Source organism: Xanthomonas bromi (assembly GCF_900092025.1).
Taxonomy (GTDB): Bacteria; Pseudomonadota; Gammaproteobacteria; order Xanthomonadales; family Xanthomonadaceae; genus Xanthomonas; species Xanthomonas bromi.
The window spans coordinates 94,403-110,550 of record NZ_FLTX01000037.1 but is presented as its reverse complement, the minus strand read 5'-3'; the positions used below and the strand labels follow the sequence as shown (position 1 = coordinate 110,550).

Sequence of the window (16,148 nt, the reverse complement as noted above, 5' to 3'; positions counted from 1 at the left end):
GGCCGCTCTAAATCCATCGCTGGAGCTCGATGGCGGCATCCAAGCCGCCAACGGTCCAGCAATCGGTGAGCACACCGCACCAGACATGCTGCCGATAACTTTTTTGAAGAACCAAGGCAGCGCATCAGATCGTTGATGATGGTTCTGTGGAGAGTTCTGTGTACCGACTTTCCCAACTGATCCTTGCTCGCTCACCGTCGCGAGACCCCAAGCGGCAGTGATGCCGCGTAAAAGCTCCAGCGCTACTTGCCGCGTGTCCTGCGATGTGGGCGGTCAAGCGATCCGCAGCGAAGCCAAACGACAGCGGGTTACGCGTCGTCGGACACGCGTGCGAATGCATCTGCTTCAAAGCGAAGAGGACGTGTCCCGCATCGGTGTCGGTCACGTGTGTAACTTTTTGTAGACTGGCTAGCCTGCGCAAAGCGTCGCCGCGATCTGCCAGAATCGGACGTCTTGTTCCTGGATGCCGATCAACGATGACTGCCGCCGCGCCGCTCGCCACGCCCACCAATTCACCCGCGCGCGTGCTGTTCGCCAGCCTGATCGGCACCACCATCGAGTTCTTCGACTTTTACATCTATGCCACTGCTGCAGTGCTGGTGTTTCCGACGCTGTTCTTTCCCGCCGGCGATGGCAGTGCGGCGATGCTGCAATCGTTGGCCACCTTTGCAGTGGCGTTTGTGGCGCGGCCGGTGGGCTCGGCAGTGTTCGGGCACTTCGGCGACCGGGTTGGGCGCAAGGCCACGCTGGTGGCCGCGCTGTTGACGATGGGCCTGTCCACGGTGGCGATCGGGCTGTTGCCCAGCTACGCGCAGATTGGCGTGTTTGCGCCTGCGTTGCTGGCGTTATGTCGCTTCGGCCAGGGGCTCGGCCTGGGCGGCGAATGGGGCGGGGCGGTGCTGCTGGCTACCGAGAATGCGCCGCCCGGCAAGCGCGTCTGGTACGGCATGTTTCCGCAGCTGGGTGCGCCGCTGGGTTTCCTCTTGTCCACCGGCACCTTTTTGGGCATGGGTGCAGTGCTGGACGATGCGCAGTTCATGCAGTGGGGATGGCGTGTGCCGTTTCTGGCCAGTGCGTTGCTGGTGCTGACGGGCTTGTGGGTGCGCCTGAGCATTACCGAGACGCCGGATTTCCAGAACACGCTGGACCGCAAGGCGCGCGTCAAGCTACCGCTGGGCACGGTGGTCTCGCAGCATTGGCCGGCACTGCTCATCGGTACGTTCGGCGCATTCGCCACCTTCGTGCTGTTTTATTTGATGACGGTGTTTGCGCTCGGCTACGGCACCAAGACGCTGGGCTACGACAAGGAACAATTCCTCTTGTTGCAGATGGCCGGCATCGTGTTTTTCGCGCTGGGCATTCCGCTGTCGGCCAAGTTCGGCGACCGCCACGGCGCGCCGCTGGCGATGATGCTGGCCAGCATCGCCATCGTGGCCTTCGGCCTGGCATTCGCGCCGTTGTTTCAGGCCAGCCACCTCTTGCAGGTGCTGGCATTTCTGTCGCTGGGATTTTTCTTAATAGGGCTGACCTACGGCCCCTGCGGCACGCTGCTGGCCGAGTTGTATCCCACCGAGGTGCGCTACACCGGCGCATCGCTGTCATTCAATCTGGCCGGCATTCTGGGCGCGGCACCGGCGCCCTACGTGGCCACGCAACTGGCGGCCAGCTACGGCGTGCAATCGGTGGGGTATTACCTGGGCGGTGCCGCGGTGCTGAGCCTGGTCGCGCTGGCGGTGGCGCGGCGGTGGCGCCGTTGATCGCAGATCGCCGCAGGTCTGATTGATCGTGCGGATCGTGCAGCGACGCCTCGGCGCGCAATGAGGCCAGGCCGATCGCGCATGCGGGTGCGGCTGCAGGGCGGTGATCATGTCCACGATGCGCCGGTGTCGATGGTCTGACCTTCGAGGTCGTCCCCCCCAGACCGGCAGTGCCAGCGAACCAGCGTGTTCACTGCGATGGGCATACGGTGAGTCGCGCGCGTCGTGTGCGCGTTGATCTGGATCAGTGTGCGTTGTGAAAACGCGTCATCTGCGAGGGGCCGCCCGGGCCAGCAGAGGATGCAGGATCAGCTTGCCAGACGCACCTGGTTACGGCCGCCGGCCTTGGCCAGATACAGGTACTTGTCTGCTTCGTTCAACAGATGATGCAGCGATTGCTCGCCTTCGCTGGCGATGCACACGCCGATGCTCACCGTCATGCTCAGCGTCTCTTCGCCTATACGGACCCGCAGGGCGCTGATGCGTTCGCGCAGGGTTTCGAAATAGCTGCTTGCGTTGGCGAGATCCAGCCCCGGCACCAACAGGCAGAATTCTTCGCCGCCGAAACGCGCGACCAGATCCTGCGGCCGCGCATGGCCGGACACCGACGCGGCCACCGCACGCAGCGCCTGGTCGCCGGCTTCGTGGCCCCAGGTGTCGTTGATGTGTTTGAAGTGGTCGATATCCACCATCGCCGCGGTCACCGTCTGGTCCTGTGACAACAGTGTGGGAATGACCCGCTGGCTCTGTTCCAGGAAATAGCGTCGATTGGGCAGGCCGGTGAGGAAGTCGCGGGTCGCCAGATCCTGCAGCGTGCCGATCAGTTCCAGCTGGTCCACGTTTTGCGAAACGCGACAGAAGAATTCTTCGCGCGAGAAGGGCTTGCGCAGGAAATCGTTGGCGCCGTTCTTCAGGAAACGCGGGATCAGCGACGAATCGCTGTTACCGGAAATGCCGATCACCGCCACCTTGTCGCGCGAGCGGATCGCACGCAGCCGGCGGGTGAATTCCACGCCATCGATCCCAGGCATTTCCTGGTCGACGATGGTCAGGCGGATGCCCGGGTCGCGTTCGATCGCTTCCAGCCCGGCAGCGCCGTCGGCGGCCAGCACCACGCGGTAGCCGTACATCGACAACAGCGCGCCAGCATAGGTGCGTGCCGACAGCGAATCGTCCACGACCAGGGCGGCGATCCGGCGATTGCGCTCCAGGCGCTGCACCAGCCATGCCAGGTATTCGATGCTGCCCGGCGCATTTTTCAACACGTAATCGATGATCTGCTGCTGCAGCACGCGCTGGCGCAGATCTTCGTCGTACACGCCGCTGACCACCACGGTGGGCAATTTGCGCGAGAGAAAGAATTCCACCACCTTGTCGCGGTCGCCGTCGACCAGTACCAGTCCGGTCAGGACCAGAAACCAGCCGTCCTCTTCGTCCAGCACGCGTGCGGCTTCGGCCAGGGTCGAGACGACCGTGACCGCAAGTTCCACGCGTTGCTCGATGGCTTCGCGCAGCATGCTGGTGAACGTGCGCGAGTTCTCCACCAACAGCACGCGCTGTGGCAGGACTGCGCTTTCACTATTGCGATGTAGGGTACCTGGAGACATCGGCTGGCCGTCTGGATCGAACCGTCAGGTCAACTAACGGCCCTGCGCGTCAAAACTTGAGCACGTGGCTCCGAAGCGTGCCGTTTACCACAGCGCATCGCGCAGCCGATACCAGCTCATCGCCGCCACCAACAGTGGGGTGCGCAGCCGTTGCCCGCCCGGAAACGGACGATGCGGGATGCGTTCGAACACGTCCAGGCGCTGGCTCTGGCCGGTGATGGCCTCGGCGATGATTTGGCCGGCCATGCCGGTGGCAGCCACGCCGTGCCCGGAGAAGCCCTGCGCGAAGTAGAGGTTGGGCGCCAGCCGGCCCCAGTGCGGCGCACGATTGCGCGAAATGTCCACGTAGCCGCCCCACAGTGTTTCCAGCGGTACATCGTGCAGTTGCGGAAACACCGTGTGCATGCGCCGGGTCATCAGCGCCTGCAGGCCGGCGGGCGGACGCGAGGAGTAACTGGCACGCCCGCCGAACAGCAGGCGGTGGTCGGCACTGAGCCGGTAGTAATCCAGTGCCCAGTTGGTATCGGCTACCGCCATGTCGTTGGCGATCAGGGCGCGTGCGCGCGCTCCGCCCAGCGGCGGCGTGGCGCCGACATAAGTGCCCACCGGCATGATGCGCTGCTCTAGCGGCGCGGCGATGCCGTGCAGCAGGGCATTGCCGGCGATCACGCCGAAGTCGGCGCTGACGCTGCCATGGGCGGTGTGCATGACCACGCGCGTGCCGGGTTGCTGCTTCGTCACGCCCGAGTCTTCGTAGATGCGTACCCCGGCCGCCAGCGCGGCACGTGCCAGGCCCAGTGCATAAGCCAGCGGATGCAGATGACCGCTGGCGGGGTCGAACATGGCGCCCAGATACAGCGGGCTGTCCAGCACCTGGCGGGTGCGTGCGCGGTCCCACCATTCCAGCGGGTAGTCGTAGCGTTCGGCCATGCGCACGATGCCGTGCTGCAGCGCGCGTACCTGACGTGGCTTCAGCGGGACATGCGCATGGCCGTCGCGCCAGTCGCAGGCGATGGCATGGCGTGCGATGCGTGCGCGTAGCAAACGCATGCCCTCGCGCGAGAAGTCGAACAGCAGGCGCGCATCGTCGTTGCCGACCAGCGCTTCCAGCGTGTCCTGCTCGCAGCCGTAACCGACGATGGCCTGGCCGCCGTTGCGCCCCGACGCGCCCCAGCCCACGCGCCGGGCTTCCAGCACGATGACCGTGTATCCGGCTTCGGCCAGGGCCAGCGCGGCGGTCAGGCCGGTGTAGCCGCCGCCGAGGATGCAGACATCGGCATGCTCGGCGCCTTGCAGGCGCGGCTGCTGGGGCAGGGCCGGCGTGCTGCGTGCGTACCAGCTGTCCGGATAGCCAGTGTCCGGCGAATCGCGTTGCGGCAGGGACGTATGCGGGTTGGCCATCACACGGTGCGCAGGTACCGCGTGTAATCCAGGTCGGGCACCAGCGCCTGGTAGTCGAGCAGCTCGCGTTGTTTTTGCTGGCCGAACACATGCTGGAATTGCGTGCCGAACTGCTCGCCGACGAAGTCGCTGCCAACAAACGCATCCACCGCGCCTTGCCAGGTGCGCGGCGTGAACACCGACTGCGCATACGCGTTGCCGGTGATCGGCGCCGTGGGTTCGGCCGGCGTGCGCAGGCCGTCCAGCATGGCAGCCAGCACGGCTGCGGCGGCCAGATACGGGTTGGCATCGGCGCCGGCAATGCGGTGCTCGATGCGGGTGTTGTGCGTATCGCTGTGCGGGATGCGCAGCGCCACGGTGCGGTTGTTGAAGCCCCAGCTCGCATCCAGTGGAACGAAGGCATTGCTGACAAAGCGCCGATAGCTGTTGGCGTGCGGGGCAAACAGCAACAGCGAGGCATCCGCATGCCGCTGCAGCCCGGCGATGGCGTGGCGTAGCGGGTCTGCAGGCGCGTCGGCAACGCTGGCCAGTACGTTGTGGCCGGCGCCATCGAGCAGGCTCACATGCAGATGCAGCCCGCTACCGGCCTGGCCGGGGAACGGCTTGGCCATGAAACTGGCAAGCTTGCCCTGTTGTTGCGCAATGGCTTTGATGGTCCGCTTGAGCAGGATCGCCTCATCGCAGGCCGCCACCGCATCGGCGCGATGCTGCAGATTGATTTCAAACTGGCCGGGCGCGTATTCGGCCACGGCGGTGTCGGCCGGAATCCCTTGCTTCTTGCACGCTGCGGTGACGGCATCGGTAAAGCCGCGCTGGTCGTCCAGGTCCTGTAGCGAATACACCTGGGTGCTGTCGCTGCGTTCGCCGGTGAGCGGGTCGCGTGGGGTCTGCGGCCGCCCCTGCGCATCGGCCACCGCGTCGAACAAATAGAACTCAAGCTCCACTGCGATGACCGGGGTCAGGCCGAGCGCGCGAAATCCCTGCAGCACGCGCTGCAACACCGCGCGTGGGGCGACTTCGAACAGACCGCCTTCGGGAGTATGCATCGCCAGCAGCAACTGCGCCATCGGCCGGGGTGCCCAGGGCACCGGGCGCAATGAGCCTTCGATCGGCCGACAGATGCGGTCGGCATCGCCGATGGCGTAGCCAAGCCCGGTTTCTTCCACGGTGTTGCCGGTGATGTCGGTGGCGATCAGCGACATCGGCAGGCACACGCCATCGCGATAGACCTTGCGCAGCGCGTCGGCGGTCACGCGCTTGCCGCGCAGCACGCCGTTGGTGTCGGGCAATAACAGATCGACGGACTCGCAACCTGCGATGCGAGACAGGGTGTCGGCATCGGAAGCGGGCAGGGACGCGATCGAGTGTTCGGAAGCCATGGGCAACACCTGCGGAGTCGGTGCGCAGAGTAGCAAAGCGCACGTGAGCAATCGCAAGCGCAGCGGCGCGCTTGGCAATGCCGGCGATGGCGCGGTAAGTTCGTCCGTATGGCCGTTCAACCCAACGCATCGGATTCTGCGCATGGCTGTCGTTCCGCTGGTCGGCCTGCCGACCGATCGCATCCTGCACGGGGCGCACCCGTTCCTGGCCGCCGGCGAGAAGTACGTCCGCGCGGTGGCAGAGGCTGCCGGTGCGATGCCGGTGCTGTTGCCCAGCCTGCAGCCTCCACTGGATGCAGGCGTGTGGCTGGAGCGCCTGGACGGGCTATTGCTGACCGGTGCGGTCAGCAATGTCGAGCCGCATCACTACAGCGATGAGCCCAGCTGGGAAGGCAATCCACACGACCCGGCGCGCGATGCCACCACCCTGGGGCTGATTCCGCAGGCGCTTGCGCGTGGCCTGCCGGTGCTGGCGATCTGCCGCGGCTTGCAGGAGGTCAATGTGGCGCTGGGCGGGCGTCTGCATCAACGGGTGCATGAGGTGCCGCGCCTGGCCGACCACCGCGAAGACCGCAGCGCTCCGTTGGACACGCAGTACGGCCCGGCGCACATGGTGCAGTTGCATCCTGGTGGCTGGCTGGCCGGGATGAGCGACAGCGCGCAGGTCTGGGTGAATTCGCTGCATGGGCAAGGCATCGCCACGCTGGCCGAAGGACTGTTGATCGAAGCCACCGCGCCGGATGGTGTGATCGAAGCGTTCCGCGGCCCCGGTCCAGGGTTTCTGCTGGCGGTGCAGTGGCATCCGGAGTGGCGTGTCACACAGCATCCGTTCTACCGTGCCATCTTTCAGGCCTTCGGCGAGGCCTGTCGCCAATACGCCGCACAACGCGGCAAGTGAGGTTGCATGTCCATCCGCACACGTTCGCGCAAAACCACGCCCAAGCAGCCGGAGAGTGCGCTGCGCCGCTGGCTCAAGGAGCGCAGCATCACCGAGGTGGAATGCCTGGTGCCGGATATCACCGGCAATGCGCGCGGCAAGATCATTCCTGCCGACAAGTTTTCGCACGATTACGGCACGCGCCTGCCCGAAGGCATCTTCGCCACCACCGTGACCGGCGATTTCCCTGATGACTATTACGAACTGACCTCGCCCTCGGACTCGGACATGCATCTGCGCCCGGATGCCAGCACCGTGCGCATGGTGCCGTGGGCGGCAGACCCCACCGCGCAGGTCATCCACGATTGCTATACCAAGGATGGCCAGCCGCACGAACTTGCCCCGCGCAACGTGCTGCGCCGCGTGCTGGAGGCCTATGCGCAGGTCAAGCTGCAACCGGTGGTGGCGCCGGAACTGGAATTCTTTCTGGTACAGAAGAACACCGACCCGGATTTCCCGTTATTGCCGCCGGCCGGGCGCTCCGGACGCCCGGAAACCGCGCGGCAGTCGTATTCGATCGATGCGGTCAACGAATTCGACCCGATCCTGGATCTGATGTACGACTACTGCGATGCGATGGAGCTGGACGTGGATACGTTGATCCACGAATCCGGCGCCGCGCAGCTGGAAGTCAACTTCACCCATGCCGATCCGCTGTCGCGTGCGGACCAGGTCTTCCTGTTCAAGCGCACGATGCGCGAGGCCGCGCTGCGGCATGGCGTGTACGCTACATTTCTGGCAAAGCCAATGGAAACCGAGCCCGGCAGTGCGATGCATATCCATCAGAGCCTGCTGCATGCCGGTACCGACAAAAACGTATTCAGCGGTAAGCGCCAGGGTGGCTTCAGCGATACCTTCGCGCATTACTTGGGCGGCCTGCAGAAGTACATTCCGATGGCGATGGGGCTGCTGGCGCCCAACGTCAATTCGTACCGGCGGCTGATGTTCGGCGAGGTGTCGCCAAGCAATGTGCTGTGGGGTTTCGACAACCGCACCTGCGGGCTGCGGGTGCCCATCGATGCGCCGCAGAACATGCGGGTGGAAAGCCGCTTCGCCGGCTCCGACGCCAACCCATATCTGGCGATGGCCGCGACGCTGGCGTGCGGATTATTGGGTATTCGCGAAAAGCTCGAACCGACCGCGCCGATCAGCAGCAACGGCAAGGAGCAGGGCTACGATTTACCGCGCTCGCTGGGGGAGGCGCTTGATGAACTCGAAGGCTGCGATGCGTTGCAGGAGATGTTGGGGCGGCGTTTCGTGCGCGCCTATATCTCGGTGAAGCGGAAGGAGTACGAGACGTTCTTTCGGGTGATCAGTTCGTGGGAGCGCGAGTTTTTATTGCTGAATGTGTGAGGTGTTTTCGCACCTTGCCGCGCGCTGCATTCCTTCTCCCATCGGGAGAAGGTGCCCGCAGGGCGGATGAGGGCGAGATCGGTGGCAAGGCTGGCTTCTTGCACATTACCCGCGGGTCGGGAGCGCAGCGAATCACGGTGTCACGCGTCATGCCATCCACGAAGCGGCAACACGGCCCGGGTATGCTGTCGGTTCATCATGCGCGGAGCAGGTCGTGGATCCTTCTATGCTCAAGTCGTTGCAGCAGCTGGATGCGGCGCATCATCTGCATCCGTTCAACGACAACGCGGCGTTGGCGCAGAAGGGCACCCGCATTCTGACGCGCGGTGAGGGCGTGTATGTGTGGGATGCCGATGGCAACCAGTTACTCGATGCGTTCGGCGGGTTGTGGTGCGTCAATGTGGGCTATGGACGCAAGGAACTGGCGCAGGCGGCAGCGCGGCAGATGGAGCAGTTGGCCTACTACAACAGCTTTTTCCAGTGCACCACCGAGCCCACCATCCAACTGGCGGCCAAGTTGGCGGAGTTGGCGCCCGGCGATTTGAACCATGCCTTCTTCGCCAACTCCGGATCGGAGGCCAACGACACCATTCTGCGCTTGGTGCGGCATTTCTGGGCGGTGCAGGGGCAGCCGCAAAAACGCGTCTTCATCGGCCGCCACGATGGCTATCATGGCACCACCATGGCCGGGGCCAGCCTGGGTGGCATGAAGGGCATGCACAAGCAGGGTGGGTTGCCGATTGCCGATATCCACCACATCGCGCCGCCGTATCACTTTGGCGACGGCGGTGAGATGGATCTGAAGGAATACGGGTTGCTTGCGGCGCGTCGTCTGGAGGACAAGATTCTTGAACTCGGGCCGGGAAACGTCGCTGCATTCATCGGGGAGCCGATCATGGGCGCGATCGGGGTGTACATCCCGCCGCGCAGCTATTGGCCGGAAATCCAGCGCATTTGCCGGCACTACGATGTGCTGCTGGTGGCCGACGAAGTGATCTGCGGGTTCGGACGCACGGGCGAATGGTTCGGCGCGGAGTATTTCGGTTTCCAGCCCGACGTGATGACGTTGGCCAAAGGCATCACCTCCGGTTACATCCCGCTGGCGGCAGCGATGTTCAACGATCGCGTGGCCGGTGTGCTCAAAACGCAGGGTGGCGAACTGGCGCACGGTGGCACCTATTCCGGGCACCCGGTGTGTGCGGCGGTGGCGTTGGAGAACCTGCGCCTGCTGCAGGACGAAGGCATTGTCGAGACCGCATGCACGCAGATTGCGCCGTATCTGGCGCAGCGCTGGGCCGCGCTCGGCGAGCATCGGTTGATAGGCGAGGCACGCATTGCCGGGCTGGTGGGGGCCTTGGAGCTGGTGCCGGACAAGCAGCGTCGCGGGGCCTATTTCCCGGGGCGCGGGCGGGTGGGGGCACTGTGCCGCGATTTCGCACTGCGGCGCGGGCTGATCCTGCGCGCGACCTACGACGCCATGCTGCTGTCGCCACCGTTGATCATCACCCGCGAGCAGGTAGACGAGTTGTTCGACAAGGCTTGGGCTGCGCTCGAGGACACCGCGCAAGCACTGGGCAGGTAGCCCCGTACCCAACCACAACCCACCCGCTGCACGGCGGCAGGCAGAGAAGGCGTTGCTGACGATTGCCATCCCGGTGCCTGCCGCGCTCGCAAACTGGTGATGTCCACCTGTGCGCAAGCCCCGCTGCGCTGGGCAAACCCGGGCGCGGTGCGTAGGCTGGGGGCCAGACCGGGCGTCGACTCCGGCCCCCCATCGCGTTGCCCTGGAGACCCACATGACGCTGCGCCTGCTCGCCCTGACGCTGTCCATCACCCTGTTGTCCGGCTGTGGCGGTGCTGGCGCGCCCGGCAAGACCGATGCGCAGGCCAAGGTGCTCAACGTCTACAACTATTCCGATTACATCGCCGAAGACACCATTCCCGCGTTCGAAAAGAGCACCGGCATCAAGGTCACCTACGATGTGTTCGACAGCGACGAGATGGTGGAAACCAAGCTGCTGGCCGGCGGCAGCGATTACGACGTGGTGGTGCCCACGCTGAACTTCTTCGGCCGGCAGATTCAGGCCGGCGTGTTCCTGCCGCTGGACAAGAGCAAGATCCCCAACCTGGTCAATCTGGATCCGGACGTGATGCGCCGCATCGCCGCGCAAGATCCCAACAACGCCTATGGCGTGCCGTACATGATCGGCACCACCGGCATCGGCTACAACGTCGACAAGCTCAAGGCGATCTTCGGCAGCACCGAGGTGGCCAACAGTTGGGATCTGGTGTTCAAGCCGGAGAACCTGTCCAAGCTCAAGGACTGCGGCGTGACCATTCTGGACACGCCGTCGGACATGATTCCGATCGCGCTGAATTATCTCGGGCTGGATCCGCACAGCACCGCGCCGGCCGAGATCGAAAAGGCCGCCGCGCTGATCAAGACCATTCGCCCGTACGTGCAGAACTTCCATTCCAGCCAGTACGTGACCTCGCTGGCCAACGGCACTACCTGCCTGGCGGTGGGCTGGTCGGGCGACATCATCCAGGCGCGCGACCGTGCATTGGAAGCCGCCAACAACATCAAGGTGGCCTACGCGATTCCGAAGGAAGGCGCGCCGCAGTGGTTCGACATGCTGGCCATTCCGAAGGACGCCAAGCATCCGGACAACGCCTATGCCTTCATCAACTACCTGTTGAAGCCCGAGGTGGCCGCGGCCAATACCAACTTCATCCATTACGCCAACCCGGTGCGTACCGCCACGCCATTGGTGGCTGCGGCGATCCGCAACGATCCCACCATCTATCCGCCGCCGGAGGTGACCGCCAAGATGTTCACCTATGCGATCAATCCGCCGGAGGTGGACCGCCTGTACACGCGGCTGTGGACCGAGATCAAGACTGGGCGCTGACAGCAGCTCATACCTGTGCGGCGGCCGAGCGGGCGAGGCCGCTGTTCGGGCGCCTTGGCCAGGTTGTTGCGCGCCGTCCACATTCACCTGACCGCCGCTCGCGACGGGTTGCTGGCCGCTCACAGGTGCACGCGCAGGTATCGACACGGCACAGGCCGCCACGTCCTCATAAAAACCGGCGTGGTCGCGAACACTGCAACCCTGATCGCAGATGTGTGTGGCTGGTATGTGGACGTCTCGTGGTCGCAAGTCCGCCGGGGCGTCGCGCGTAGCCAACCGGCTCGGCGCCAAGGTCTGCGCACACCCGGCGGTACTCGACCAGGCTCATCACGCAATCTGTACTGATGGGTTTAAATAATTGTATGGTGTTGCGGCGTTCGCTGGCGCCACTGTGGCAGCACGCCGTCGCACGCTTTGCCCACGACACAGGACGCCTCCTTTGAGCAACCAAGACCACCCGTCCAATGATGGCCGCGGCTCGTCCGCCGATGCACACGGCGCTGAGGCCCAAGAGCCGCCCAAGCCGTCGCCGCTGAAGAATCCCAAGGTCAAGTGGGCCCTGCTCCTGGTGGGCGTGCTGGTGCTGATCCTGCTCGTGGTGTGGCTGGCCTATTACCTGATCAAGGGCCGCTATATGCAGAACACCAATAACGCCTATCTGCAGGCCGATTCGGTGGCCGTGGCGCCGCGTGTCAGCGGTTACGTGACCAAGGTGCTGGTAAGCGACAACCAGATCGTGGAGGCCGGCCAGCCGCTGCTGCAGATCGACGACCGTACCTATCAGGCCACCCTGCAGCAGGCCGAAGCCGCCATTGCCGCACGCCAGGCCGATATCGTCGCTGCCACCGCCAATGTCTCCGCGCAGGAATCGGCGCTGTTGCAGGCGCGCACCCAGGTGACCGCCGCCGCCGCCAGCCTGAAGTTCGCCCAGGCCGAAGTGAAACGCTTCGCGCCGTTGGCCGCCTCCGGCGCCGACACCCACGAACATCAGGAAAGCCTGCAGCACGACCTGGCCCGCGCACGTGCCCAGTACGATGCCGCGCAGGCGCAGGCCAAGGCCGGCCAGAGCCAGATCCAGGCCAGCCGTGCACAGCTGGAACAGGCGCAGGCCGGCGTCAAGCAGGCCACCGCCGATGCCGACCAGGCGCGCGTGGCGGTGGAGGACACCGGGTTGACCAGCCGCATCCACGGCCGTGTCGGCGACAAGACCGTGCAGGTCGGCCAGTTCCTCGGTGCCGGCACCCGCACCATGACCATCGTGCCGCAGGAATCGCTGTACCTGGTCGCCAACTTCAAGGAAACCCAGGTCGGCCTGATGCGTCCCGGCCAGCCGGCCGAGATCGAGGTCGATGCGCTGTCCGGAGTGAAGCTGCACGGCAAGGTGGAAAGCCTGTCGCCGGGCACCGGCTCGCAGTTCGCGTTGCTGCCGCCGGAAAACGCCACCGGCAACTTCACCAAGGTGGTCCAGCGCGTTCCTGTGCGCATCCGCGTGCTGGCCGGTGACGAGGCGCGCAAGGTGCTGGTGCCGGGCATGTCGGTGGAAGTCACCGTGGATACCCGCTCGGCCAAGGACGCCAAGCAGCGTGCCGAAGAAGAATCCGACCGCGTGCAGGAGCAGGAGCGCGCGCGATGAGTGCAGCGGCCGCCACCGGCCCGCGTGCCGGCGGTAGCGCCCAGCGCGAGAAGGCCGAGCCGGGCGCGTGGTTGGCGGTGCTGGCCGGCACCATCGGCTCGTTCATGGCGACGCTGGATATTTCCATCGTCAACGCCGCATTGCCCACCATCCAGGGCGAAGTCGGCGCCAGCGGCACCGAAGGCACCTGGATCTCCACCGCCTACCTGGTGGCCGAGATCATCATGATCCCGCTGACCGGCTGGTTCGTGCGGACGCTGGGCTTGCGCAACTTCCTGCTGATCTGCGCGGTGATGTTCACCGCGTTCTCGGTGGTGTGCGGGCTGTCGACGTCGCTCACGATGATGATCATCGGCCGCGTCGGCCAGGGTCTGGCCGGCGGCGCCTTGATCCCGACCGCGCTGACCATCGTGGCCACGCGGCTGCCGCCCAGCCAGCAGACCATGGGCACCGCCCTGTTCGGCATGACCGTGATCATGGGCCCGGTGATCGGCCCGCTACTCGGCGGCTGGCTGACCGAAAACGTCAGCTGGCACTACGCGTTTTTCATCAACGTGCCGATCTGCGTCGGATTGGTGGCGCTGCTGCTGCTCGGCCTCAAGCATGAAAAAGGCGACTGGGCGGGCCTGCTCAACGCCGACTGGCTGGGCATCTACGGGCTGACTGCCGGCCTGGGCGGGCTGACCGTGGTGCTGGAAGAAGGTCAGCGCGAGCGCTGGTTCGAATCCAGCGAGATCAACACGCTGAGCCTGATCGCATTGAGCGGATTCATCGCCTTGGTGATCAGCCAGTTCCGGCGCCGCCCGCCGGTGATTCGTCTGTCGCTGCTCGTGCACCGCAGCTTCGGCGCGGTCTTCATCATGGTGATGGCGGTGGGCATGATCCTGTTCGGTGTCATGTACATGATTCCGCAGTTCCTGGCGGTGATCTCTGGCTACAACACCGAGCAGGCCGGGTATGTGCTGCTGCTGTCCGGGCTACCGACCGTGCTGCTGATGCCGATGATGCCCAAGCTGCTGGAAACGGTGGACGTGCGCATTCTGGTGATTGCCGGGCTGATCTGTTTTGCCGCTGCCTGCTTCGTCAATCTGTCGCTGACCGCCGACACCGTGGGCACGCATTTCGTCGCCGGGCAGTTGCTGCAGGGCTGTGGCCTGGCGCTGGCGATGATGTCGCTCAACCAGGCGGCGATTTCGTCGGTGCCGCCGGAACTGGCAGGCGATGCCTCGGGGCTGTTCAACGCCGGCCGCAACCTGGGCGGCTCGGTCGGTCTGGCGCTGATCTCCACCTTTCAGGAGCGCCGCATGACCTTCCACACCGAAACCATCGGCAGCGCCGTCACGGCCAATTCGTCGCGTGCGCAGGATTTTCTGGCTGGGCTTAGTGCGCAACTGCAGGCTAGCGCCGGCGGCGAGGCCGCGATGCGCTCGGTCGCGCAGCTGGCCCGGCTGGTGCAGCAGCAGGCTCTGGTGATGACCTATAGCGACCTGTTCTGGATCTTCGGCGTGATCGTGGTCTGCACGATTCCGCTGGCCTTTTTGCTCAAGCCGTTACCCAAGGGGGCACACCTTGCAATGCACTGATTCCATGCGCCTGCTCCGCACGCCCCTGGCCGCGGCGTTGAGCACGTTGATGCTCGGTGGCTGCATGCTCGGCCCCAACTACACCAAGCCGCCGGCCGTGGCCGATGCGGCGATGCAGGCGCCGGCCTTGCATCGCGCCAGTGGGGCGGATGTCGTGGCCGCCGCCCCGTTGAACCACTGGTGGGAGGAACTGCACGACCCGACCCTCACCCAGCTGGTCACCCAGGCATTGGCCGACAGTCCCAACCTGCGCGCCGCGCAGGCGCGGTTGCGCGCCAACCGCGCGCTGGCACAGCAACGCCGCGCCGAGCGCCTGCCCAAGCTCAATGCCAGCGCGCTGTATGCCTACGCCGAGCCGCCGCAGACCATCGTCGATACGCTGGGCGGGCTGCGGCAGGGCCAGCCCGGTCAACCGCCGGCCACAGGCGATCAGGCGCTGGACCTGGACAAGACCCAGATCTACAGCGCCGGCTTCGATGCTAGTTGGGAGCTGGATTTCTTCGGCCGCCGCCGTCGCGCCGCCGAAGGCGCATTGGCACAGGCACAGGCCTCCGAGGCCGAGCTGGCCGATGCGCAGGTGCAGCTGGCCGCCGAAGTCGGGCAGGTCTACCTCAATTACCGCGGCTTGCAGGCGCGCCTGGGCATCGCCGATGCCAACTTGGACAAGATCCGCCAGAAATTGCAGTTGGTACAGCAACGTCGTGGGCAGGGCGCCGCGTCGGACCTGCAGGTCGAGCAGATCGCCACCCAGGTGCAGCAGCAGCAAGCACAGCGCCTGCCGTTGGACATGCAGTCGCAGGAAGCGCTGGACCAGCTGGCGCTGATGGTTGGACGCGAGCCCGGCGCGCTGGATGCGCAGCTGAGCACGCCGCAGCCGTTGCCGATGCTGCCGACGCAAGTGCGCGTGGACGATGCGGGTGCGTTGATCCGCCGACGCCCGGACGTGCGTAAGGCCGAGCGCGAGCTGGCCGCGTCCAGTGCGCAGATCGGCGAGGCGCTGAACGGTTATTTCCCGCAGGTGAGTCTGCTGGGCGGGTTGAGTTGGGTCGCCGGCTCGCCGAGCGATTTCAACTCCGATGCGCTGACGAAATTGGCCGTGCCGATGCTGCGCTGGTCGATCTTCGATTTCGGCAAGACCCGCGCACAGGTGGAACAGGCACGCGCCGGCAACGCCGGTCGCGAGGCGGCGTACGAAGGGACGGTGTTGGCTGCGTTGCAGGACGCCAACTCGGCATTGGCGCGCTTCGGCTCGGCGCGCAAGCAACTGGTGGTCGCGCGCCAGGCCGAAGCCTCGGCCACGCGCTCGGCCGGGCTGATGCAGCGACGTCGCGATGCCGGCGTCACCTCATCCATCGATCTGCTGGATGTGCAGCGTCAGCAGCTGTCGGCGCAGGACGCCGCCGCACAGGCGCAGGTGCAATTGCTGGTGAACTACGTCGCGCTGCAGAAGAGCCTGGGGCTGGGGTGGAGCGAACAGGCGCAGGACGCGCGCTGAGCGCGGTCGCCAACGCGACTGCGCAGCGGCCAGGCGGGCATGGCGCGGGCGCTGCGGCGGCAAACGCGCCCCAGCGCGCAGGTTTTGCCAT

The 16,148-nt window shown here is 65.3% G+C and carries 11 protein-coding genes; 8 read left to right on the top strand and 3 right to left on the bottom strand.

The features are described 5' to 3' along the window. Nucleotides 1–476: 476 nt before the first annotated feature. Nucleotides 477–1,757, top strand: a complete 1,281-nt coding sequence (locus tag XBLMG947_RS12265; RefSeq protein ID WP_065468958.1) for an MFS transporter — start codon at nucleotides 477–479, stop codon at nucleotides 1,755–1,757. A 308-nt stretch (nucleotides 1,758–2,065) separates the two neighbouring features. On the opposite strand, the gene XBLMG947_RS12260 is transcribed toward XBLMG947_RS12265, so the two are convergent. From XBLMG947_RS12260 to XBLMG947_RS12250, 3 genes are all read right to left on the bottom strand, one after another. Continuing rightward, on the bottom strand, nucleotides 2,066–3,364 hold the full coding sequence (locus XBLMG947_RS12260) for a diguanylate cyclase (protein WP_065468957.1): 1,299 nt from the start codon (nucleotides 3,362–3,364) through the stop codon (nucleotides 2,066–2,068). Nucleotides 3,365–3,448: 84 nt separating this feature from the next. Beyond that, the gene (locus XBLMG947_RS12255; protein WP_181093237.1) at nucleotides 3,449–4,768 is read right to left on the bottom strand and encodes an NAD(P)/FAD-dependent oxidoreductase; all 1,320 of its coding nucleotides are present in this window, start codon (nucleotides 4,766–4,768) and stop codon (nucleotides 3,449–3,451) included. After that, on the bottom strand, nucleotides 4,765–6,144 hold the full coding sequence (locus tag XBLMG947_RS12250) for a glutamine synthetase family protein (protein WP_065468955.1): 1,380 nt from the start codon (nucleotides 6,142–6,144) through the stop codon (nucleotides 4,765–4,767). The genes XBLMG947_RS12255 and XBLMG947_RS12250 overlap by 4 nt, the downstream gene beginning before the upstream one ends. 142 nt (nucleotides 6,145–6,286) lie before the next feature. On the opposite strand from XBLMG947_RS12250, the gene XBLMG947_RS12245 reads away from it, so the two are divergent. The 7 genes from XBLMG947_RS12245 to XBLMG947_RS12215 all read left to right on the top strand — a co-directional run bounded on the left by XBLMG947_RS12245 (nucleotide 6,287) and on the right by XBLMG947_RS12215 (nucleotide 16,057). Beyond that, a complete protein-coding gene (locus XBLMG947_RS12245; RefSeq protein ID WP_065468967.1) occupies nucleotides 6,287–7,042 on the top strand; it encodes a gamma-glutamyl-gamma-aminobutyrate hydrolase family protein in 756 nt (251 codons plus the stop codon). Between the two features lie 6 nt (nucleotides 7,043–7,048). Continuing rightward, entirely contained in the window at nucleotides 7,049–8,434 is a 1,386-nt protein-coding gene (locus XBLMG947_RS12240; protein ID WP_065468954.1) for a glutamine synthetase family protein, read from the top strand. Nucleotides 8,435–8,648: 214 nt separating this feature from the next. Continuing rightward, nucleotides 8,649–10,016, top strand: a complete 1,368-nt coding sequence (locus XBLMG947_RS12235; protein WP_065468953.1) for an aspartate aminotransferase family protein — start codon at nucleotides 8,649–8,651, stop codon at nucleotides 10,014–10,016. Nucleotides 10,017–10,230: 214 nt separating this feature from the next. Continuing rightward, a complete protein-coding gene (locus XBLMG947_RS12230) occupies nucleotides 10,231–11,346 on the top strand; it encodes a polyamine ABC transporter substrate-binding protein (RefSeq protein WP_065468952.1) in 1,116 nt (371 codons plus the stop codon). A 439-nt stretch (nucleotides 11,347–11,785) separates the two neighbouring features. After that, nucleotides 11,786–12,979, top strand: coding sequence for an HlyD family secretion protein (locus tag XBLMG947_RS12225; RefSeq protein WP_065468951.1), 1,194 nt, complete (start codon nucleotides 11,786–11,788; stop codon nucleotides 12,977–12,979). Further along, nucleotides 12,976–14,562 carry an MDR family MFS transporter gene (locus XBLMG947_RS12220; RefSeq protein WP_065468950.1) on the top strand — a complete coding sequence of 529 codons (1,587 nt, stop codon included), beginning with the start codon at nucleotides 12,976–12,978 and terminating at the stop codon, nucleotides 14,560–14,562. Before XBLMG947_RS12225 ends, XBLMG947_RS12220 begins: the two co-directional genes overlap by 4 nt. Nucleotides 14,563–14,566: 4 nt before the next feature. After that, complete coding sequence (locus XBLMG947_RS12215) at nucleotides 14,567–16,057, top strand: efflux transporter outer membrane subunit (RefSeq protein ID WP_065468949.1); 1,491 nt, start codon at nucleotides 14,567–14,569, stop codon at nucleotides 16,055–16,057. The last annotated feature ends 91 nt before the right edge of the window (nucleotides 16,058–16,148 follow it).

Coding starts and splice junctions, on each gene's coding strand:
- XBLMG947_RS12265 (WP_065468958.1), top strand. CDS start 477: ATGACTGCCGCCGCGCCGCTCGCCACGCCCACCAATTCACCCGCGCGC.
- XBLMG947_RS12260 (WP_065468957.1), bottom strand. CDS start 3,364: ATGTCTCCAGGTACCCTACATCGCAATAGTGAAAGCGCAGTCCTGCCA.
- XBLMG947_RS12250 (WP_065468955.1), bottom strand. CDS start 6,144: ATGGCTTCCGAACACTCGATCGCGTCCCTGCCCGCTTCCGATGCCGAC.
- XBLMG947_RS12245 (WP_065468967.1), top strand. CDS start 6,287: ATGGCTGTCGTTCCGCTGGTCGGCCTGCCGACCGATCGCATCCTGCAC.
- XBLMG947_RS12240 (WP_065468954.1), top strand. CDS start 7,049: ATGTCCATCCGCACACGTTCGCGCAAAACCACGCCCAAGCAGCCGGAG.
- XBLMG947_RS12230 (WP_065468952.1), top strand. CDS start 10,231: ATGACGCTGCGCCTGCTCGCCCTGACGCTGTCCATCACCCTGTTGTCC.
- XBLMG947_RS12220 (WP_065468950.1), top strand. CDS start 12,976: ATGAGTGCAGCGGCCGCCACCGGCCCGCGTGCCGGCGGTAGCGCCCAG.
- XBLMG947_RS12215 (WP_065468949.1), top strand. CDS start 14,567: ATGCGCCTGCTCCGCACGCCCCTGGCCGCGGCGTTGAGCACGTTGATG.